The organism is Oribacterium sp. KHPX15, from assembly GCF_900107835.1.
GTDB lineage: Bacteria > Bacillota > Clostridia > Lachnospirales > Lachnospiraceae > Oribacterium.
Window position 1 is genome coordinate 1 of the sequence record NZ_FNRG01000020.1, and the last position, 18,722, is coordinate 18,722.

General features: G+C 42.6%; 18 protein-coding genes and 1 pseudogene. 13 read left to right on the forward strand and 6 right to left on the reverse strand.

The window, feature by feature from the left end; genetic code table 11:
• The 3 genes and pseudogenes from BLV86_RS11795 to BLV86_RS18780 all read left to right on the forward strand — a co-directional run.
• A pseudogene (locus BLV86_RS11795) lies at positions 1 to 249 on the forward strand (IS110 family transposase); the annotation flags it as partial.
• Between the two features lie 368 nt (positions 250 to 617).
• Positions 618 to 902 carry a hypothetical protein gene (locus BLV86_RS11800; protein WP_330373097.1) on the forward strand — a complete coding sequence of 95 codons (285 nt, stop codon included), beginning with the start codon at positions 618 to 620 and terminating at the stop codon, positions 900 to 902.
• A 481-nt stretch (positions 903 to 1,383) separates the two neighbouring features.
• Positions 1,384 to 2,319 carry an MBL fold metallo-hydrolase gene (locus BLV86_RS18780; RefSeq protein WP_031550346.1) on the forward strand — a complete coding sequence of 312 codons (936 nt, stop codon included), beginning with the start codon at positions 1,384 to 1,386 and terminating at the stop codon, positions 2,317 to 2,319.
• A gap of 171 nt (positions 2,320 to 2,490) precedes the next feature.
• Here the strand turns inward: BLV86_RS18780 and BLV86_RS11815 are convergent, their stop codons facing one another.
• The gene (locus tag BLV86_RS11815; protein WP_090817591.1) at positions 2,491 to 3,225 is read right to left on the reverse strand and encodes a histidine phosphatase family protein; all 735 of its coding nucleotides are present in this window, start codon (positions 3,223 to 3,225) and stop codon (positions 2,491 to 2,493) included.
• Positions 3,226 to 3,950: 725 nt separating this feature from the next.
• Here BLV86_RS11815 and BLV86_RS11825 point away from each other — a divergent pair.
• Both BLV86_RS11825 and BLV86_RS11830 read left to right on the forward strand, forming a co-directional pair.
• Positions 3,951 to 4,490 carry a flavodoxin family protein gene (locus BLV86_RS11825; protein ID WP_090817598.1) on the forward strand — a complete coding sequence of 180 codons (540 nt, stop codon included), beginning with the start codon at positions 3,951 to 3,953 and terminating at the stop codon, positions 4,488 to 4,490.
• Positions 4,491 to 4,768: 278 nt separating this feature from the next.
• On the forward strand, positions 4,769 to 5,116 hold the full coding sequence (locus BLV86_RS11830; protein WP_031550356.1) for a cupin domain-containing protein: 348 nt from the start codon (positions 4,769 to 4,771) through the stop codon (positions 5,114 to 5,116).
• A 115-nt stretch (positions 5,117 to 5,231) separates the two neighbouring features.
• On the opposite strand, the gene BLV86_RS11835 is transcribed toward BLV86_RS11830, so the two are convergent.
• Both BLV86_RS11835 and BLV86_RS11840 read right to left on the reverse strand, forming a co-directional pair.
• A complete protein-coding gene (locus BLV86_RS11835) occupies positions 5,232 to 6,356 on the reverse strand; it encodes a helix-turn-helix domain-containing protein (RefSeq protein WP_139297916.1) in 1,125 nt (374 codons plus the stop codon).
• Positions 6,357 to 6,527: 171 nt separating this feature from the next.
• Positions 6,528 to 8,504, reverse strand: a complete 1,977-nt coding sequence (locus BLV86_RS11840; protein ID WP_175456532.1) for an FAD-dependent oxidoreductase — start codon at positions 8,502 to 8,504, stop codon at positions 6,528 to 6,530.
• 348 nt (positions 8,505 to 8,852) lie between these two features.
• Here BLV86_RS11840 and BLV86_RS11845 point away from each other — a divergent pair, with 348 nt between their 5' ends.
• From BLV86_RS11845 to BLV86_RS11855, 3 genes are all read left to right on the forward strand, one after another.
• On the forward strand, positions 8,853 to 9,854 hold the full coding sequence (locus tag BLV86_RS11845; RefSeq protein WP_090817607.1) for a Gfo/Idh/MocA family protein: 1,002 nt from the start codon (positions 8,853 to 8,855) through the stop codon (positions 9,852 to 9,854).
• Positions 9,855 to 9,984: 130 nt separating this feature from the next.
• The gene (locus tag BLV86_RS11850; protein WP_090817609.1) at positions 9,985 to 10,605 is read left to right on the forward strand and encodes a GNAT family N-acetyltransferase; all 621 of its coding nucleotides are present in this window, start codon (positions 9,985 to 9,987) and stop codon (positions 10,603 to 10,605) included.
• 145 nt (positions 10,606 to 10,750) lie between these two features.
• Positions 10,751 to 11,401, forward strand: coding sequence for a TetR/AcrR family transcriptional regulator (locus tag BLV86_RS11855; RefSeq protein ID WP_090817612.1), 651 nt, complete (start codon positions 10,751 to 10,753; stop codon positions 11,399 to 11,401).
• A gap of 32 nt (positions 11,402 to 11,433) precedes the next feature.
• Here BLV86_RS11855 and BLV86_RS11860 read toward each other — a convergent pair whose 3' ends face one another.
• The gene (locus BLV86_RS11860) at positions 11,434 to 11,778 is read right to left on the reverse strand and encodes a winged helix-turn-helix transcriptional regulator (protein ID WP_090817615.1); all 345 of its coding nucleotides are present in this window, start codon (positions 11,776 to 11,778) and stop codon (positions 11,434 to 11,436) included.
• Between the two features lie 152 nt (positions 11,779 to 11,930).
• Between BLV86_RS11860 and BLV86_RS11865 the strand changes: the two genes are divergently transcribed.
• Genes BLV86_RS11865 through BLV86_RS11875 form a run of 3 tightly spaced genes read left to right on the forward strand, consistent with a single transcriptional unit; the run spans position 11,931 to position 13,100 of the window.
• A complete protein-coding gene (locus tag BLV86_RS11865; RefSeq protein ID WP_029201945.1) occupies positions 11,931 to 12,131 on the forward strand; it encodes a 4Fe-4S binding protein in 201 nt (66 codons plus the stop codon).
• Positions 12,118 to 12,711, forward strand: coding sequence for a 4Fe-4S binding protein (locus tag BLV86_RS11870; RefSeq protein WP_090817619.1), 594 nt, complete (start codon positions 12,118 to 12,120; stop codon positions 12,709 to 12,711). The genes BLV86_RS11865 and BLV86_RS11870 overlap by 14 nt, the downstream gene beginning before the upstream one ends.
• Positions 12,711 to 13,100 (forward strand): C-GCAxxG-C-C family protein, encoded by a 390-nt coding sequence (locus BLV86_RS11875; protein WP_090817621.1) that lies wholly within the window; start codon positions 12,711 to 12,713, stop codon positions 13,098 to 13,100. Before BLV86_RS11870 ends, BLV86_RS11875 begins: the two co-directional genes overlap by 1 nt.
• An 88-nt stretch (positions 13,101 to 13,188) precedes the next feature.
• Here the strand turns inward: BLV86_RS11875 and BLV86_RS11880 are convergent, their stop codons facing one another.
• Entirely contained in the window at positions 13,189 to 14,928 is a 1,740-nt protein-coding gene (locus BLV86_RS11880; protein WP_090817624.1) for an autotransporter outer membrane beta-barrel domain-containing protein, read from the reverse strand.
• A 456-nt stretch (positions 14,929 to 15,384) separates the two neighbouring features.
• Between BLV86_RS11880 and BLV86_RS11885 the strand changes: the two genes are divergently transcribed.
• Together BLV86_RS11885 and BLV86_RS11890 are read left to right on the forward strand one after the other, a co-directional pair.
• Positions 15,385 to 16,236: a transketolase gene (locus BLV86_RS11885; protein WP_090817627.1), complete on the forward strand. Its 852-nt coding sequence runs from the start codon at positions 15,385 to 15,387 to the stop codon at positions 16,234 to 16,236.
• 3 nt (positions 16,237 to 16,239) lie between these two features.
• Positions 16,240 to 17,187, forward strand: a complete 948-nt coding sequence (locus BLV86_RS11890; RefSeq protein ID WP_090817629.1) for a transketolase family protein — start codon at positions 16,240 to 16,242, stop codon at positions 17,185 to 17,187.
• Between the two features lie 475 nt (positions 17,188 to 17,662).
• On the opposite strand, the gene BLV86_RS11900 is transcribed toward BLV86_RS11890, so the two are convergent.
• Positions 17,663 to 18,526, reverse strand: coding sequence for a YitT family protein (locus BLV86_RS11900; protein WP_090817635.1), 864 nt, complete (start codon positions 18,524 to 18,526; stop codon positions 17,663 to 17,665).
• Positions 18,527 to 18,722 lie beyond the last annotated feature (196 nt).

An 18,722-nucleotide genomic window follows, 5' to 3' on the forward strand; every position in this document is an offset into this window, starting at 1 on the left:
TACAAATTCAAATATGAAAGCATAATGAAACGCCGTGGTAAGAAACGTGCTATCATTGCGATCGCCAGGATGATCCTTACAGCTGCCTATCAAATGCTGTCTACAGGCGAAGTATGGAATCCAACCGATCTTTACAAAATTGATATGCCAGAACCTCTCAAAGAAAAACAGAAGGAAAAGGCTATCAAACAAGCCATGAAACTCTTAATTGCCGAAGGAATACTAAAAGAATCCCCGATAGCTTCATGACATTATTCTAAATAATCAATATTATTGCTAAACGCTATTCTTTGGATAGCTTGTTTAAGTGCGCCAGTTTATGGCTGTCCTCTACTATCTTTCACACTACTACTCTAAAGCCGGCAGCCCCCAAATCTGCCGGCAACCCTCTGAAAACCGATGATCAGATAATATGCACTCTATCATCTTTATATAATAAACAAACCGGCTATAATAATGTTCTGCAGCGGGGTTTTATATGGTAGGCATTCGGGAATGACATTAAAAAAAGCAATGCGCTATGTTTTTCAGGAGATATGCCATAAATATATTGACACAAAATTCACTTAATGCTATGCTTGTGTCACAGTGCATATGGCACAGAGAGGGGCGATATCATGAAAAAAATGACAATTGAAGATGCTTTAAAAAGAATCAAAGAGTTGGAAGACGAAAACGCAAGGCTCAAAGAAGAACTTGAATACTACAAAAATAGAAAAATCGGCGGAAGAAAGAAACATGACGAGCAGTGGATGCAGGGCTATAATGACTTCGTTGTCCAGTATGAAAGTGGAAAGACCATAATGGAGATTGTAGATACCGGTTTATGCAGCCGTAGGACAGCTTACAGATACAAGACTTATTACGATGAGCTCAATAAGATGAAAGATGATAAACAATAATTACGGAACTATGTGAATCTCAATCCTGTATCTGAAGCAAAGCGTTATTTTCCAGCTCCGCAACCTGATGAGCAAATCTAAAATATATTTGTCCTGCCGCTGTAGGAATCATCTTTCTGTTTTTACGTAAAAACAGACTTGCTCCAACATTATTTTCAAGTTTGGAAAGGTCTGGGAAATGACGGAAAGGTATTGAAAGGACTTTGGAAGGCGAAAGAAAGAGGCGTTTTATTTGATGCCAGCAATGGTCGCAGCAACTTCGATCTTGACGTGTGTAAGGAAGCCTTGGCTCAGGGTTTCACACCTGACATAATAAGCAGTGACAAAAACACCTAAAGCTTAAAGAAATAAATGATAAATATTCTGACCAGGTGATCATGACTCATTAATGGGCAAGTCAGCTTATGTGTTCTGATAATTGGGCCGACAATATATTTAGTTGACTTATAGGAGAAAAATGCTTTTCGCAGGAGGAAACAGAATGATCATTAAAGCTGTAAAACTATTTGAAAATGGATTCATGACACAGTTCCTTGCATTTGGCGGAGAAGGAAAAGAGGGTATAGACCCGGGCAAAAAATATCGGTCGAGCCTTCAGAACTATGTGATCGATACCGGAAGTGAAGTCATACTTGTAGATACTGGTGTGCCTTCTGAAATGCCGGAACAGGTGCCGGATGAGAAAACCATGATTTATATGGGAAAGAAAGTGGCAAATTATGTGGATGCACTTGCTGATGCCGGGTATAAGCCTGAGCAGATCAGCAAAATTCTGATAACCCATAAACATGCCGATCATACCGGAGAATTGCGCGCTTTTCCAAATGCAACGATTTATGCTGCAAGAGAAGAATGCAAGGCAGATGAACTTAAAACATTTTCAAATGTTGTGCCCGTGGACTTTACGGATGGAGCCTATAAGAACTTTAAAGCCTCAAAGAAGATTGCCGACGGGGTCTGGTTTATTGAGGCGAAGGGACATACAACAGGCAACAGCATTGTGATCGTGGAGGACGGTAATCTGTTTTACATGATCCATGGGGATGTAACCTATACAGATGAAGCACTTTATGAAAACAAGCTTTCCATTGTGTTTGAGGATGTTAAAGCTGCAAGGGATACTCTGGATGCGGTACGAGAATTTATAAAGAACAACCCTACGGTATATCTCTCTACACATACACCGCTGGGATATGAGAACCTCGAAGAGAAGAAGGTTATCGATCTCGATAATCCTCCGGAGAGTAAGCCTGTAGGTGAGATTTCGGTCGGTAAGGCAACTGGTAAGTACGTTTGCACGGTTTGCGGATATATTTACGATCCTGCTGAAAATGACGGTATAGCTTTTGAGGATTTACCGGATGATTGGAAATGTCCAAAATGCAGGCAGGGCAAAGAAAAATTCAACAAAGCGTGATTTAAGCTTTGCTTTCTGCTACAGGCTTTGATCAGATAATCAGTATAAAATATTCGGTAATCCTGTGGAAACCGATGATCAGATAATATGCGCTCAATCATCTTTATTTAAATCAAACGGCTGGATCATGTCGATCTAGCCGTTTTTTTATACTGATTGTCCGTCCGGAGTTTAGTCTAAGCGGTCTCCGTTACCATATATTTCCGCAAACCTGGCAGAAAAAGATGAAGAGCGGCCACCTGCATAAAGATGTGAAATGTCTCCAAAAGAAGAAACTCTGAACTGAGCTATCCCCTTACGTCTTTCTTCTGAGTATATCACGGTGACAGAAGAGGGAGCGGCACAAAAACCATGCCAAAGCTGCATGGGAGAGATGTGCAGAAGGTGAGCCAGAAGAACGCATTCTACGCCGAAGTGACAGAATAAAGCTATAGTATCCGTATTGGCATTTTCAACCCGAAATAAATTATTATCATGACGGTAGCCATGATTTAAAAGAAGTTCATCCAAACCGGAAGTAACTTTATGAAATGCTTCAGGGACAGGGCTTTCTTTGAAAACATTGGCATCCAACCAATGATCAGCATCGTAAAAAAGAGGTTCCTGTGTCCAGTCCTGAGGCAGCCAGTCCCATGAAATCTTCTTTTGGTTTTTTACGTCCGGTCTGTTGATCAAAGCTTCATTGAATTCTCGCAACCAGGGAAGTGTAACTGCTGGTTTTTCGAATTTTTTCAGAGTAAGGGAAGCAGTATCCTGAGCACGTCCCATTGGTGAAACATAAAAATCCCTGATGTCTTCTGTTTTGTAAAGACGTTCTGCCAGAAGTGCTGCTTCTGTCCATCCGGTTTCTGTAAGTGTATCATGTTCGTAGTCCGGGTCTCCATGTCGAATGATCAGTAATTTCATAAAATGTCTCCAACGAATAAGCGATATAGCAATTATTATCGTATGAGTAAATGCGTTTGTCGAGAGTCAATTCTTCAGTAATCCTTAGTTCTTGATATCAGAGAAATATTCCAAAATAGTCCTGAATGTAATCAATGAAAGCAGATACGGCATTTGAGATATACCTGTCCGGATGACTCAGGATGTAAAATGTTCTGAGACTCTCCTGATCCTGAAGCTTGAAATAGTTGAGATTTGAATCCTCATATTGTAAGTGCTGTTAGCTTTGTGGTAAGCATGATACTTCTTCCGATTTTCTACCCGTTCTATTGAAATCGTAAAAGCTTGAAGTGAAGGAAAGAAATACATAATATATCAGGTGCAGAAGTGGGTGGCATACGTGTTTGCCACTCACTTTTATTTTAGAATTTTTTTAGAAATAAAATGAAGAAAGCCTATTGACCTGGAGTAAACTCCAGGATGTATAGTGAAGATGTCGAAAAGTTTTGAAGACAGTAAAGCTTTCTCCGAATAAGAGAGGATTATATGCTAAGAAAAAATATCAGTTTGGTCCTGTGGCTGATTCTTATATGTATTTTTACGGCATGTGGAAATGGCACAGCAAACGCTTCAAATTCATGGGCGTATACAAGACTTGGAAAGATTAATTTATCACAGGAAGAACTTGAAAAATTGCTAAGCCATGGTGATGTCACTATCACATTAGGCATAAATTAGGAGGACTTATGGCAAAGAAAGTATTGATAATTGAAACAAGTTTAAGACAAGATAGCAATTCTGACAAACTTGCAGATAGCTTTTCGATTGGGGCAAAGGATGCCGGAAACGAAGTGGAAGTTGTTTCGTTAAAAGGAAAGAATATCGGTTTCTGTACCGGATGTTTTGCCTGTCAGAAGCTGGGATATTGTACTATCAAAGACGATGCAAATGAGGTCACTGAAAAGATTTTGGAAGCAGACGTGGTTGTATGGTCTACACCTATCTATTACTACGAGATGAGCGGACAGATGAAGACCATGATAGACCGTGCAAATTCTCTTTACCCAAGAGATTATAAATTTAGAGATGTTTACCTGCTGTCTGTGGCTGCGGAAGATGAGGATTATGTAGACGAGCATGCTGTTGGTGGCGTACAGGGCTGGGTAGACTGTTTTGAAAAGGCAGAGTTCAAAGGAAAGGTTTTTGCCGGCGGTGTAAATGACCAAGGCGATATCGAAGGACACAAAGCATTAAAGGAAGCTTATGAAATGGGCAGATCCGTATAAGGAGAGTATCTGAGATGATAAGAAAGCCATACCTTTTGATAAGATTAAGGATTTCTTTGAGTATAATTTGAAATAATAAAGTTTGAGGACAAGGTTAGAGCGCTACATATCTGATGACGGAATGCCTGAGAAGGATACCGATTTTATAAGGAAATAGATGGATTGATGAGGTTGAAAGATGAATAAAAAGAAAAAGATAAAGCTAAAGGAAAAAAAGATTTTGCAGGTGGCTCAGGATTCGGATATGATTATAAAAAAGAAACCTTAAGGAGGCTCACATGAAAAATACCAAAAATGCAATATGGACATTCAATAAGGATATAGATTTTGAAGAGTGCGGTAAAGGCGTAAAGAGAAAGATTCTCAGTTATACCGACGAAATGATGGTGGTTGAGAATCATTTTGAAAAAGGCGGTATCGGTGCCATGCATTCTCATCCACATACCCAGATCACCTACATAGTCAGTGGTAAGTTTGAATTCACAATAGGTGAAGAAAAGAAGATAGTAAGTGCGGGAGATACTCTTTTAAAGAAGAACGGAATTGAGCATGGCTGTGTGTGCCTTGAGGAAGGTATACTGCTTGATTGCTTTAATCCAATGAGAGATGAATTCGTAAAAGATTAATAAATTAAAGATAAAATGGCTCATCCGTTTTTGGCGGATGAGCCATTTTATCTCAAGCTTAAACTATTAACCCATCGAGAAAAGTTTGGGTATCACCTGAAAATGTCGGCATTGTTTACCCGATCCATATCTTCGCAGCAGCTAGTGACACATATATTGCATCCATCTTAGTGAAGTCAATCCCGAAGGTCTTTTCCAGCTGATTGATCCTGTATTTTACAGTATTGAGATGGAGGTTCATGGCGTCTGCGGTTTTTTGTTTGGAGCAGTTAAGCTGAACATAGTGTTTTAATGTCTCGAAATATTCTGTTTTATATTCCGCGTCATACTTCAGTATCTCAAGTATTTCCGGCATGATGAAGGCTCCCGCTTTATCACCGGAACCAAGGCGTATGCATTCCTGAATAAAGGCATCATAGTGGTCTTTGAAGTATTCGGCTTTACCGTTTCCGTTTAGAAGAGCTATGTCTGCCTGGATCGCATAGGATTTTACCAAATGTAATTTCGCAAAGGGAAGGCTGTATCCAAGCCGTACTTTTTTTCTGATAAGCCGGTCAGGTATATCATGCCCATTGCATAGAAGAATATAGCATTGGTTGCTGATTATGGCACCGACAAGCGTTGGGTCGGAGCTTCTTATATCCACAAGGAATGCCCGGAGTATCTCGATGCGTTCTTTGTCCTTAACATCAGCCTTAACTATATGATAGGGCGGCTTTCCCAGGTATCCGACATTCTCAAGGATTTTTCGTCCGGTGTGTTCTGATTCCGGTGTGTCTTGTAAGAGTAATGCCAATGCCTGCTCATAGGTGGTTCCCGGTGTTTCCGATGAGACCCTCAGATACACGGCAGCGGCATTGCTTATATTGATGACTTCGTCTTCAGTCATATTTTCATGGAGAACAATGGTGAGTTTTCCTATGGGTCGTCTCTCGTAAATGATATCCATGATCACAATGTCTTCATCTATATGATCATCATGTAAGAAGACGGGTTTTCGATTTCCGCTTACTTTTTCCAGAAGTCCGTTATCAACCCAGGCATTAACTCTTTCCATGGTTTTGCCGGCGTCAAAATCGATGAGATAATCCCTGGCATCCGGATCATGTGATTGGGCCAGAACCCTGTAAGAGCCATCCATTATCCAAAAAGGATTTTTAATGTTTAAGGCGCAGGCATCCACGAAACTCTGCAGATCCTTTGATTTTGTTATTATTTCAAATAATTCCTGTTTATTCATAAGGATGATTATAACAAAAAAGACGGAGAAAAAGCATTTGGCATGTGCTTTTTTCCGTCTAATCTTTTCTGCCCACAATTTATTGCTCAATCCGCCGGTGATGGTTAGCTAAGATTTGACCAATGTTTCAGGAACAGTAGGGTTTAATTTTCTTTTAAGGTGATCATTCAATCAGCCTTTAGCGTAGTTTGCAGCTTCCTCACCGCAGATTCTTCCGCCTGAGAGTGCATTCATCATAGTTACACCCTCAACTAAAGGATAAGAATTGTTGAACATTTCTGCAACATCATTTCCGGCTGCATAAAGTCCCTTGATCACAGTTCCGTCATCCTTGATTACCTGAAGGTTTGAGTTAACAAGAACTCCGCCGATACCACCAAGTGAAACAGGTCTTGCCTTTACTGCGTAAAGTGTTCCGTCTCCAAGGCTCTTCAAATACTTAGAAGCCTTTCCGTATACAGGATCTACGCCATTCTCGCAGGATGCGTTGTAGTCTGCCAATGTCTTCTCAAGAGTCTCAGCATCGATGCCCATGTTTGCTGCGAGCTCGGAAACATTAGCACCCTTAAATACGATGCCCTTTGAAACTCCGTCCTCGAGAGCAGCACGGAATTCGGTCCAGCCTTCATCGATTGAGAACATAGGGATGGTAGGCTCATAAGCTACTGCTGTATCAACATCCAGTGCCTTTGCGCCGCCCTCTTCGAGAGCCTTTACCATATCCTCTGAAATGATGGAATAGAAATATTCACCCTGTGTAGCTGCCGCATTTGAGCAGAGAGCTGTGTCATAGTTGAGGTCTTCAGGACAGAATCTTGCGGCACGTCTGTTTACCCAAACGCTTGTAGGCATGTAGATAGCCTTTGCGATCTCGTCCTTGCCCTGACCGGTCTGGATACCTGAATAAGAAGTTACACCGTGATACTGCTGGATAGTCTTTCCTTTTCCTGCACCGATGGCACGTGACATGGTAGCGCCGTCACCGGTCTGAGTACCTGTTGTAAATGTCTCAAGAGGGAATCCAACCTCTTCCTCGATCATCTCGGCATTGGCACCGAATCCGCCTGTTCCGAGAACAACTGCCTTACAGGAAATATCGTAGGTTGTGCCGTCCTTTGCAGTTGCGATAACACCTGTGATGGCATCATTCTCAGCCTTGAGTTCGGTTGCCGGTGTCTCGAAGTAAACCTGGCCGCCGGCCTCTGTAAACTTATCGATAAGAGTTGTGTAGTAGCCTGCTTTGTTCTCCTGATCCTTGTAGATGTGATAGGTCTGGAAACCGTCAGCGTGAGCAGCCTGCTCTGTACCCATAAAGGTGAATTCCATTCCGTTCTCCTCGAGCCAGTCGATGGTCTCTCCGGAGCGGTTGGAAATGTTATAGAAGAGCTGTCCGTCATCCATCCAGCAGTTATAATCCTGCCAGTATTTAAGAACATCAGCGGTTGTAAATGTTCCTGCAACACCTGCCTCCTGCTGATCCTTTGAATCGATACCCATAGGACCACCTGCAATGATGGATACACCACCGGGAGTTGCGGCTTTCTCCAGGAGGATTACATTAGCACCGTTCTGCTGTGCGGTAAGAGCTGCGGAAACGCCGGTTGCACCTGCTCCAACTACAACTACATCTGCCTCAAGTTCCTTTACTTCAGTTGACTTGTTGGCGCCTGTATCCTTTGAAAAGCTGTCAGGATTTCCGCCGGCTGCGGTAATGGCACCCTTTACTGCCTCCATGATGGCATCTGAGGTAATGGTTGCTCCGGTAACGGCATCAACAAAAGGTGTTCCGGCATCAACGATAGCCTTGGGAAGCTGCTCCAATGCTGTAGTAGCAACTTCAGGGGTTTCTGTATTGTCGCCGATGGTTACTTCAGCTATTGCACCGTCCTTGATAACGGTGGTAACTGTCATTTTTCCGTTACGTCCGTCAACAGTGATGTCGTAGCTTCCGTCCTTAAGATCTCCGCCGGCTTCAGCGCCATCTGCCTGAGTTTCTTCCCCTGTTTCAGCAGCTGCTGTGGTTTCGCCTGCAGCTGCTGTTGCAGTTTCTGTTGTACTTGCTGTTGTTGCCTCAGGAGTTCCTGTGGCAGCGCATCCTGTCATAACCATTCCTGCGATGAGAACAGTTGATATGATTTTTCTCTTCATGATATTTCTCCCGTATTTCATACTACAATAAATAACGTTAAAAAATTAACATGTACTTATAATCGCATAGCTTAATAAAAAACGATATGTCTGTTTCGGACAAACGGGTTATTGAAAAATCATCATGGCGGCTAATGGTTATCACAATGAACCGAGACTTGGCATTGACCTGATTCCTAGTGTAGAAGAGAAGTATTATATATAAAAATCATAGCTATAGTGTTATGATGACAGGACAGCAATGATATTTTTTATTCGCATCGGGGTATTATTTGATGGTGTAAAGACCGCTATAAAAAATTTAGTCAAGGAAAAAAGGCTCTAGTGAACCTTGCAGGAGGAATCATTATGAATTTAGGTATAGTTGGAACAGGTAAAATTGTAGTTGATGCATTGTTTGCCATGCAGCCGATCAAAGATATAAAGCTAAAGTCGATATTTGCAAGACCTCGAAGCCGTGAAAAGGGAGTAGAGCTTGCAAAGAAATATGGTATTACTGAAGTCTTCACTGATTATGATGAGATGTTTGATAGTGGTCATGTGGATACGGTTTATATCGGACTGGTAAACATGGTTCATTTTGAATATGCAAAGAAGGCACTGGAAAAAGGTATAAATGTAATACTTGAAAAGCCTTTTGTCGGAAATTATCAGGAGGCAAAAGAACTGATCGACATTGCAAAAGAGAAGGGCTGTTTTGTTTTCGAAGCAATTACGGTCCTTCACAATGATGTGATCCTTAAGATGAAAGAGGCATTGCCAAAACTCGGACGGATCCGCATGATGACGGCCAATTATTCTCAGTATTCCAGCCGATATGACAGATATCTTGCCGGAGATGTTGACCCTGCCTTTGATCCTGCATGCCTGAGCGGTGCTCTTAGGGATATCAATGTCTACAACATCCATTATGCCGCGGAGCTGTTCGGAAGACCTGAAAAGGTTTCGTATCATCCGAACAGAGGATTTAACGGGGTGGACACCTCAGGAACTCTGGTGATGGAATATGACGGATTCTCTGCTGTATGCACCGGCGCCAAAGATTCTGACAGTCCCTGTTTTGTGACTGTTCAGGGTGAAAAGGGTTATATGAAGATTGATGGAAAACCGAATGTTGCACCGAATCTTACTATCGTGACTGTTGATGACAGCGGTGAACTTGTAAAGGATGCAGCAGGTGCCATGACACGGAAAACAAAAATAGAAGAATTTGTCCCGTCGGAGACTCATCACAGAATGACCCGGGAATTCATTGATTTTGCCCGGATCATAGATGAGAAAGATTACAGGGAATGGGAAAGGTATGCCAGGGAAACGCTGGATGTGATGAGTGTTCTTGACCGGTGTTGACCATATCCCGGATATAGCAAAGGTCTTTGAAATATTGACAATAAGTAACCGAACGTTTACAATTACAAATGTAAACGTTCGGTTACATTTGTGTAAAGGTATGGTGTCAGGTCCTGGAAAGGAAGTAAATATGGGTATAACAATCAGACTTGAAGAAGAAAAAGATTATAGAAATGTTGAAAATTTGATACGGGATGCTTTTTGGAATGTCTACAGACCCGGGTGTATGGAGCATTACGTTATGCATTGTTTTCGGGATGATCCAGCATTTATCAAGGAGCTTGATTATATTATGGAACTCGACGGAGAGCTGATTGGGCATGCTATGTACTGTCGCTCGGAAATACTACTTAACGATGGAAACATTAAGCCGGTCATCACACTGGGACCAATCTGTATCGCAAATGAGTTTAAGCGAAAGGGATATGGCAAGCAGCTTTTGGACGCCACTCTTGAAAAGGCTAAGGAGGCGGGTTATGGAGCCGTAATCATGGAAGGAAATATCGACTTTTACGGAAAGTCCGGATTCGTTCCATCCAAATCAAAGGGCATACGCTATGCCGATGATCCTGAGGCAGATTATCTTCTTTGTCTTGAATTGAAGCAGGGATACCTGGATGGAATCGATGGGACATGGACTGATCCGAGCGGGTATTTTGTCTGTCAAAATGATCCGGAGGGATTCGAGAAGTTCGAAGCCGGTTTTCCCTTTAAAGAAAAGAAAAAACTGCCGGGCCAGTTATTCGGGTGAACAGCTTTCTGTCGCCGGTTATTGGGCTGATTGACAAAAGATAATCGGGAGTTTACGCTTCAAGTAAACTTCCGGTTACTTTTTTAACACATACGTTATAAACGAGTAGCCCTGTTTAATTCGCTTATGATTTTTAGGTATAAATATGAAAACGACTAAAGATGAAATATTACTGGTATCCCTAAGGCTTTTTGCTGAGCGTGGTTATGATGCAGTTTCCATCAGTATGATCGCGGATGAGATCGGCATCACAAAAGGAGCACTTTACAGACATTTTGTCAGTAAGCAGGAGATATACGATAAGATACTGGAAAAAATGACAGAGCTTGATGCCGAAAGGGCTCAGGAGGACAATGTCCCCGTCGAAACCAAAGAGGCTCAGGCTGATTCGTATGAAAACCGCAGCTTTCATGAGTTCTGCTGTTTTGCTGTTAATCAGTTTGATTTCTGGACAAAAAATGAATTCGCCGTGGCATTCCGAAAGATGCTTATGCTGGAGCAGTACAAAAGTCATGAAAAGATGAAGCAGTACCAGGAAATGATCTGCGAAGGGCCGGTGAAGTATTCGGAAGATTTATTAAGTGCCATGATAAAGGAAGATAAGTTGAACGATAAAGCAAAGGCACTTGGTGCAAGAAATCTCGCCCTGGAACTATATGCACCTTTGTTCCTGATGATACAGCTTTATGATGGCGGTGCAGACAGGGATGAACTGCATGAGCGTCTTAATGAAATCATAGGAGCATATGAAAAAAGATATAAGGCTTCTTATGAGGGAGATATTTCCAAGAAGTAATAGCTTATCTCAATCCATCGGAAGATGAGTTTTTACAGATTATCCTCACCCCATTTCTTCAGTTCAAGAAGGATGGGGATGAGGCTTTTTGTTTTTTCGGTAAGATTGTATTCTACCCGAACAGGCATCTCGTCATATTGTTTTCTTTCGACAAGCCCGTCTGCTTCCAGCTCTTTCAATGAGTTAGCGAGCATGGTGTTAGTGATCCCATGTATGGAGCGGTTCAATTCCCCGTATCTCACTACTTCATTCTTATCAATGACGCAAAGGATCATTATCTTCCACTTTCCGCCAATCTTGTCAATTATTCTTTTCAGCCCACAATTCTGTCCGGCTATATCTTCACATAATGGTTCATGGTTCTCTTTTTTTCTCATGGTATACTTTTCCTTACCAGGTAAATAAAAACTGTGTACTTGATATAAAATCTATACCACATATAATAAGGTTATCATCTGGGAAACACAAGTAGTCAAATAAAGTTAAAGGAAATAGCATAAGATACAAATGCAGAAAGAGGATATTGAAAATGAGAAAAGCTGTTAATGATATAGACAGATGTGTTGCCTGCGGGGTATGTGCCCTGCAGTGCCCACGAAATGCCATATCTATTTATAAAGGCTGTTATGCGGTAGTGGATACCGGTAAATGCGTGGGCTGTGGTTTATGTGAAAAGGCATGTCCTGCGGGTTCAATAAAGGTTACGGAGGTGGAAAATGGCAGTAAATAAGAAAAAACACTGGCATGACTACCTTTGGATCTGGTCAATAATCTATTTTGCTCTTGGATTTTTCAACATCCTATTTGCATGGCTCGGAATGATAGATTTTATTCTTCCGCTTATCTTTGCCGCTGTAGGTGGCAATAAATGGTTCTGCAACCATATGTGTGGCAGAGGACAGCTTTTCTGGGTGCTTGGCAGGAATTTTAAATGTTCAAGAGGAAAGCCTGCACCCAAATGGCTATCATCAAAATGGTTCAGGTATGGATTTCTGTTATTCTTCCTCACTATGTTCGGAACCATGGTATTCCAGACATATCTGGTGTTTTCCGGAGCAGGGACACTAAGAAAAGCAATAAAGCTTTTCTGGACCTTCAGAGTTCCGTGGCAATGGGCTTATAACGGAAGCGTACTCCCTGACTGGGTAGCTCAGTTTGGCTTTGGATTCTATAGTCTGATGCTCACATCAACACTTATAGGACTTATAGTGATGGTATTGTATAAAGAGAGAACCTGGTGTTCTTTCTGTCCTATGGGAACGATGACTCAGGGTATTTGTAAGATTAAGGCAAAGGAAGGTTTTAAATAATGACATTAGAAGAAAGAGCAGAATTAGCTGCGGAATTAAAGAGCTCAGGAGTATGCAACTGTTCGCAGGCAGTGACAAAAGTATTAGCTGACCAAACTACACTTACTGAAGAGCAGCTTCGACAGATATCCTCCGGATTTGCTGCGGGAATGGGCAATATGGAAGCCACATGCGGAGCCATGATAGGTGCAGCAATGATAGCAGGCCTCAAAACAGAAGGTAAAGGTGCTGTTATGGCAACAAAGAAAATTCAGGAAGAGTTCCAAAGAAGATGCGGAGCTCTAAAATGCAGAGATCTTAAAGCCATAACAGACGGAAAACCGTTATGCGCCTGTGATGATTGTGTGAGGAATGCAGTCATGATCTATGGCGAGTTTATGGGATTATAATTAGGAAAAATACACTCAGCCGAAGAAATAAGGCCGGTTCTCATTTTATGAGAACCGACTTATTTTTTTCTTATAATTGTTAAGCGAGTCAGGAGAGCTGAGATGGCTTTTCTACTTTGTAATCTGACCAGCTGCTAAGCTTGTTAGCGCCTGACAGATCTACACTTTCTTTATAGTCGCCGGTAACTGTCACAATGTAGTTTGAATCGCCGGAAACTATTACATTTCCGTCCTTATCTACGATGGTCACAGTCTTGCCGGATGCATCAACGATCTTACCTTCTGAGTAAAGATTTGTAACAGTTGAGTTATCTGTAACAGTCCAGGTTGAAGTGCTGTCGATGTAAACAGAAGCGTAGCCGTTTCCTCCGTTACCTGCATCAGACTCATCGTCCACGAAGGCACCCTTAAGTGTTGAGCCCTCAGTCATGTAGAAGTCAAGCTGAGAGATGGAATCCCAGATGACATTACCCTCCATGTCCTGAGAGATGGCTGTAAATGTTGTGTCTGCGCCGTTTGCTCCTGTGCTTCCCCATCCGCGCTCATTACTGTTTCCGGTAACTCTGAGGAAGAAGTCATTGTCTTCAGCATAGGTAATGTCTACATCTTTCAAAGTGAATGTGGACTGGGTATTTGTTGAGTAGAACATGCCGCCGTTCTTTGCTGTAAGTGTACCGCCGTCCATCTCGAAGACGGAATTACCTACTTCTGAGTCTCCGGACATGGACTGATAGAGGATGACATTCCATGTAAGCTTGTTCTGTGAAAGGTCAGCCATGTTACCTGAAAGGTCACAGTTGAAAAGTCTGATCTCATTGTCACCTTCGATACAGATGGCTTCTGAACCGTTTGCTGTAAGGGTTGCTCCGTTAATGCTTATGTCGGCAGTTGAGTATACAGCCGGAGAACCGCTTCCGTTTGAAACATAGGTTCCGCCGTCCACAACCATCTTTCCGCCGCCTCTGTCAGAACGGATGGCTGCTGAAGACTCGCCGTTTGTGGTTACAGTATCATTCCAGGCATAGAGTGTTCCGCCGCCGGCTACGTGGATACCGCCGGATGTGTCCTTTGCTGTAGTGATGGTTGTATCAGCCACGTAGCTGACACCCCTATCGTAGGCAAATACACCTGCACCGCCCTTGGCATCGGTTGTGATGGTTGAGTTGGAAACATAAGCTGTGCCGTCTGTTGCAAGAACAGCCGCACCCACACCGTAGAAGGAACTTGTGTCACCACCGGTTGAATCAGAGGAGTTTCTTGTGATGTTTGCGTTCCTGATGGTGGCGGTTGCACCGTTTGATACGAGAACTGCATTCTGATCTGTTCCTGTTGATTCGATGTTTCCTGTGAGCTCTGCGTCTGAAGTTATATCATTTACGGCAGCGTAGCTTTCAGGCTTGGAGGAACCGCCGCCGGGCATATCACCGGGACCACCCTGACCGTTGCCACCGGGCATGCCGCCGTGGCCGCCCTGGCCATTACCGCCGGGGCCACCTTGTCCGTTACCGGGTTCAAAATCACCGCCGCCATTTATGCCGCCGGGGCCATCGTGGCCATTTCCATCCGGAGCGCCCTGACCACCTTCACCATTTGGACCGCCCTGAAAATTGCCGTCGGAACCACCCTGGCCGTTTTCGCCGTGACCGTTTTCACCGTTTTGCGCACCCTGACCATCAGGTCTGTTGCTCTGCATAGCATTTCCTGAGTTATCCTGTGTTGCTTCAACAGTAGTTGCTGTTGTTGAAGAAGCTGATGAGCCGCATGAGCTAAGCATTATAGATGCTGTAAGTAATGTTGTTGCTGTGATAGCAATATTTTTTCTTTTCATTTTTTTATCCTTTATAGTTATAGAGTGTATTTGTCTGACGAAGCGTTTTTGCTTTCGATGGGCATACTATATATCCGAAAGCTTAAACTATGCTGAAACAAAAAAATAAAGTGAAAAGTTTTTTGCTATGGTAAACCATTTGGTATTTCTCCAAATGGTTGTAAATCAATTCCGGTGGGTAAAACAGGATATCATTCTTGACAGTAAATCTATACATTTTAGTAAACTTGCATTAGAATAAGTAACAGACGGTTTACTTATCAGAGGTACATAATTCCCCCTCCGGACTGTTAATCTTTCCGGATAAAGGAGTTGCTGCAAAACTGATTTGTAAACTCTACAGAAACAATTAAGCCGAAGGTAGGTCATGCCCCGGATCATCTGATGGATTGGATCCAATGCTCAGTAAGGACAGGGCGGCTACCGATTTAAGACAAAAAGGAGATGACAACACAAATGAATGCTTCTGAATTAAAGGAATTGAAGCTCAAAGCTGTTGAAGTGAGAAAAGGTATTCTTACAGCCACACACGGTGCTAAGTCCGGACATCCCGGTGGAAGTCTTTCCTCTGCAGAGATGTTTACCTATCTGTATTTTAAGGAAATGAATATCGATCCGAAGAACCCTAAATGGGAAGATCGCGATCGTTTTGTTCTTTCAAAAGGTCATACTGCACCGGGTCTTTACTCGGCTCTCGCTCTTCGCGGTTTCTTCCCTGTAAGCGATCTTCCTAATCTTCGTCACATAGATTCTTATCTTCAGGGACACCCTAACATGAACACTGTACCTGGAGTTGATATGTCCACCGGTTCTCTCGGACAGGGTATCTCGACTGCAGCCGGAATGGCAAAGGGCGCAAAATATCTTGGAAAAGATATTCATGTTTATACACTTCTCGGTGATGGCGAGCTTGCTGAAGGACAGGTTTGGGAAGCAACAATGTTTGCTGCTCACTACAAACTCGACAATTTCTGCATCATCGTTGACCTTAACGGTCTGCAGATCGATGGCAGGACCAAGGATGTCATGAATACAGCTCCTGTTGATGCAAAATTCGAAGCATTTGGCTGCAATGTTATCACTATTGATGGTGACGATTTTGAGCAGATTGAAAACGCGTTTGACGCTTTCCACAAAAACGCAGGCTCTGAGAAACCGACTGTAATTCTTATGAAGACTACAAAGGGTAAGGGCGTTTCATACATGGAAGACCAGGCCGGCTGGCATGGTAAAGCTCCAAATGATGCAGAGTATGAACAGGGTATGGCTGAACTTGAAGCTGCCCGCAAAGAAATTGAGGAGGCGTAAATCATGGCTGATATAAAGAAAGTTGCTACACGTGACAGCTACGGTAATGCATTAAAAGAGCTCGGCGCTTCTGCATCAGATCTCGTTGTTCTCGATGCGGATCTTGCAGGTGCTACCAAAACCGGCATATTCCAGAAAGCTTTTCCGGATCGTCATTTCGACTGTGGTATTGCCGAGTGTAATATGACAGATGTTGGTGCCGGTCTCGCGGCAATGGGACTTGTACCATTCGTTTCCACTTTCGCAATGTTTGCAGCAGGACGTGCTTACGAGCAGGTACGTAACACCATCGGTTATCCTCATCTGAATGTTAAGATCGGTGCCACACACGGTGGAATTTCTGTAGGTGAGGACGGCGCTTCACACCAGTGCTGTGAGGACTTTGCCCTTATGCGTACCATCCCGGGTATGACTGTTATGTGCCCTTCAGATGATGTTGAGGCAAGGAAGATGGTTAAGGCTGCCTATGAAATGAAAGGCCCTGTTTATATGCGTTTCGGCCGTGCCGCAACACCTGTATTCCACAGTGAGGACTATAAATTTGAGATCGGTAAGGGCGAGGTACTGAATGAAGGTACAGATGTAGCCATCATCGCTACAGGTATTATGGTACCGGAGGCTATCGAGGCATGTAAGACTCTTCAGGATAAGGGCGTATCTGTTTATCTCATCAATATGCCTACTATTAAGCCAATTGATGAAAAGCTTATCCTTGATGCAGCAGAGAAGTGTGGAAAGATCGTAACCGTAGAGGAGCACAATATCATCGGTGGTCTCGGAGAGGCAGTATGCTCCGTACTTGCAGAAAATCATCCTGTACCGGTTAAGCGTGTAGGTGTTAATGATGAGTTCGGACATTCCGGACCTGCCGGAGAACTTCTCAAGGCATTCGGTTTATGTGCAGATAACATAGTTGAGCAGGCACTTGCACTTATTGAGAAAACAAAATGATAATAGTCAGAATAATGTTTTATTAAACAGGATTCTATGAACCAAATGAAAGACGGCTCTCTATCACATAGAGAACCGTCTTTTTTTTTAGAGCGTCCATTTAACCACCGTTGACGGTTTTTGCCGGTGAGAATCGTCAACGGTGGTATAAGTAAAATGGAGACTCTTGTCAGATACAGTTGACTTTAGTCTTCAGTATTTGTTATTCGTTTCGCCCTTGCTGCACGTTTGCGTTTTTTCCTGTTCTTGTAGGAAAACCAGTACATAACGCAGTTGATCATAAAATAGACTGCATTACAAAGAAGAAAACGCACCCAGGCTACATTATGATAAAAAATAAGGGATATAAGCAGGCAGCAGATTGCGAATCCTATTGTGTTTAGAGCACTTTTTTTAAGTATAGTCGACATAATATGTAATTCCTTATTATCGGCCGAAACAGAAGCAGTAAAGACCTCTGTTCCGGCCGGTTTTTTTAGCTAAATTTTCTTTCCGGTAGACTCTTGGGTCTGTACTGGATATTACTAACCTGATATACAGTAACAAAGGCCTGGGGATCCACAGTATCAAGAAATGTCATAAGCTTCTGGAACTCATGCTTGTCCACAATGGTGATGATCTCTTCGTGCTCATCGAGGTGATAAGCACCGATAGCTTTATAAATGGTAGCACCGCTGTGAAGATCATTAAGAATAAACTGTCTTATTTCATCATTCTTTGGAGAAACGATGCAGACACGACGTTTCAGATTATGGTCAAATATAAAATGATCCAGCACGATACCATTGAGATATGTTCCCAAGAGGCTTAGCACTACTGTTTTTACATCATATGCAAGATATGAGGATAATGCTATGCAGATTCCGGCAGCCGACAAAGCCTTTCCCATTTCGATACGGAAATACTTGTTTAGGATCTTTGCCACGATATCAAGTCCTCCGGAGGAAGCATTTCTGTTAAAAAGGATGGCAAGGCCAATGCTTACCATGAAAGTATAGCATATGACATCAAGAAGTGAATCCCCGGTAAGCGAGGAGATAGCAGGAAAAAACTTTTCAAAAATCCAGAGATATATGGGAAGCAGGATAGATGTATATACTGTTTTGTATCCAAATTCACTTCCACAGGTGAAGAAACCTATGATGAGAAGGATGACATTCAAAAACATGGTTATCTGTGACATGGTGAAGGGTACAAAGTTAACCAGTACTATGGCAAGACCGGAAATGCTGCTGATGGATGCATGAGTAGGTATGAGTAAGAAATATACGGCAGCTGCAATGATGGCGGTTGCAAAGGATAAGATAAAAAGTTCCTTTAATGTTGAAAATATTTTCATAGGGCACCTCTGTAAATACATAATTTTATAATCAATTCCGGACATACAGATTCCGATCTGTTGGGACCGAAACTATAGCCATAGCAATAACTTCAAATTACAGCTCGTATATTCTAGCACCAAATCATCACAAAACCAAAAGCTAAAAAATCTTTTCATTGTCACCACTTTGCACCATATCGATACAGGCGTTGCG

Bases quoted from the DNA above. Each gene is read 5' to 3' on its own strand.
- BLV86_RS11855 (WP_090817612.1), top strand. From the start codon at position 10,751: ATGAAAACGACTAAAGATGAAATATTACTGGTATCCCTAAGGCTTTTT.
- BLV86_RS11840 (WP_175456532.1), bottom strand. From the start codon at position 8,504: ATGAAGAGAAAAATCATATCAACTGTTCTCATCGCAGGAATGGTTATG.
- BLV86_RS11885 (WP_090817627.1), top strand. From the start codon at position 15,385: ATGAATGCTTCTGAATTAAAGGAATTGAAGCTCAAAGCTGTTGAAGTG.
- BLV86_RS11835 (WP_139297916.1), bottom strand. From the start codon at position 6,356: ATGAATAAACAGGAATTATTTGAAATAATAACAAAATCAAAGGATCTG.
- BLV86_RS11865 (WP_029201945.1), top strand. From the start codon at position 11,931: ATGAGAAAAGCTGTTAATGATATAGACAGATGTGTTGCCTGCGGGGTA.
- BLV86_RS11900 (WP_090817635.1), bottom strand. From the start codon at position 18,526: ATGAAAATATTTTCAACATTAAAGGAACTTTTTATCTTATCCTTTGCA.
- BLV86_RS11815 (WP_090817591.1), bottom strand. From the start codon at position 3,225: ATGAAATTACTGATCATTCGACATGGAGACCCGGACTACGAACATGAT.
- BLV86_RS11830 (WP_031550356.1), top strand. From the start codon at position 4,769: ATGAAAAATACCAAAAATGCAATATGGACATTCAATAAGGATATAGAT.
- BLV86_RS11850 (WP_090817609.1), top strand. From the start codon at position 9,985: ATGGGTATAACAATCAGACTTGAAGAAGAAAAAGATTATAGAAATGTT.
- BLV86_RS11890 (WP_090817629.1), top strand. From the start codon at position 16,240: ATGGCTGATATAAAGAAAGTTGCTACACGTGACAGCTACGGTAATGCA.
- BLV86_RS11825 (WP_090817598.1), top strand. From the start codon at position 3,951: ATGGCAAAGAAAGTATTGATAATTGAAACAAGTTTAAGACAAGATAGC.
- BLV86_RS11870 (WP_090817619.1), top strand. From the start codon at position 12,118: ATGGCAGTAAATAAGAAAAAACACTGGCATGACTACCTTTGGATCTGG.
- BLV86_RS18780 (WP_031550346.1), top strand. From the start codon at position 1,384: ATGATCATTAAAGCTGTAAAACTATTTGAAAATGGATTCATGACACAG.
- BLV86_RS11860 (WP_090817615.1), bottom strand. From the start codon at position 11,778: ATGAGAAAAAAAGAGAACCATGAACCATTATGTGAAGATATAGCCGGA.
- BLV86_RS11845 (WP_090817607.1), top strand. From the start codon at position 8,853: ATGAATTTAGGTATAGTTGGAACAGGTAAAATTGTAGTTGATGCATTG.
- BLV86_RS11800 (WP_330373097.1), top strand. From the start codon at position 618: ATGAAAAAAATGACAATTGAAGATGCTTTAAAAAGAATCAAAGAGTTG.
- BLV86_RS11880 (WP_090817624.1), bottom strand. From the start codon at position 14,928: ATGAAAAGAAAAAATATTGCTATCACAGCAACAACATTACTTACAGCA.
- BLV86_RS11875 (WP_090817621.1), top strand. From the start codon at position 12,711: ATGACATTAGAAGAAAGAGCAGAATTAGCTGCGGAATTAAAGAGCTCA.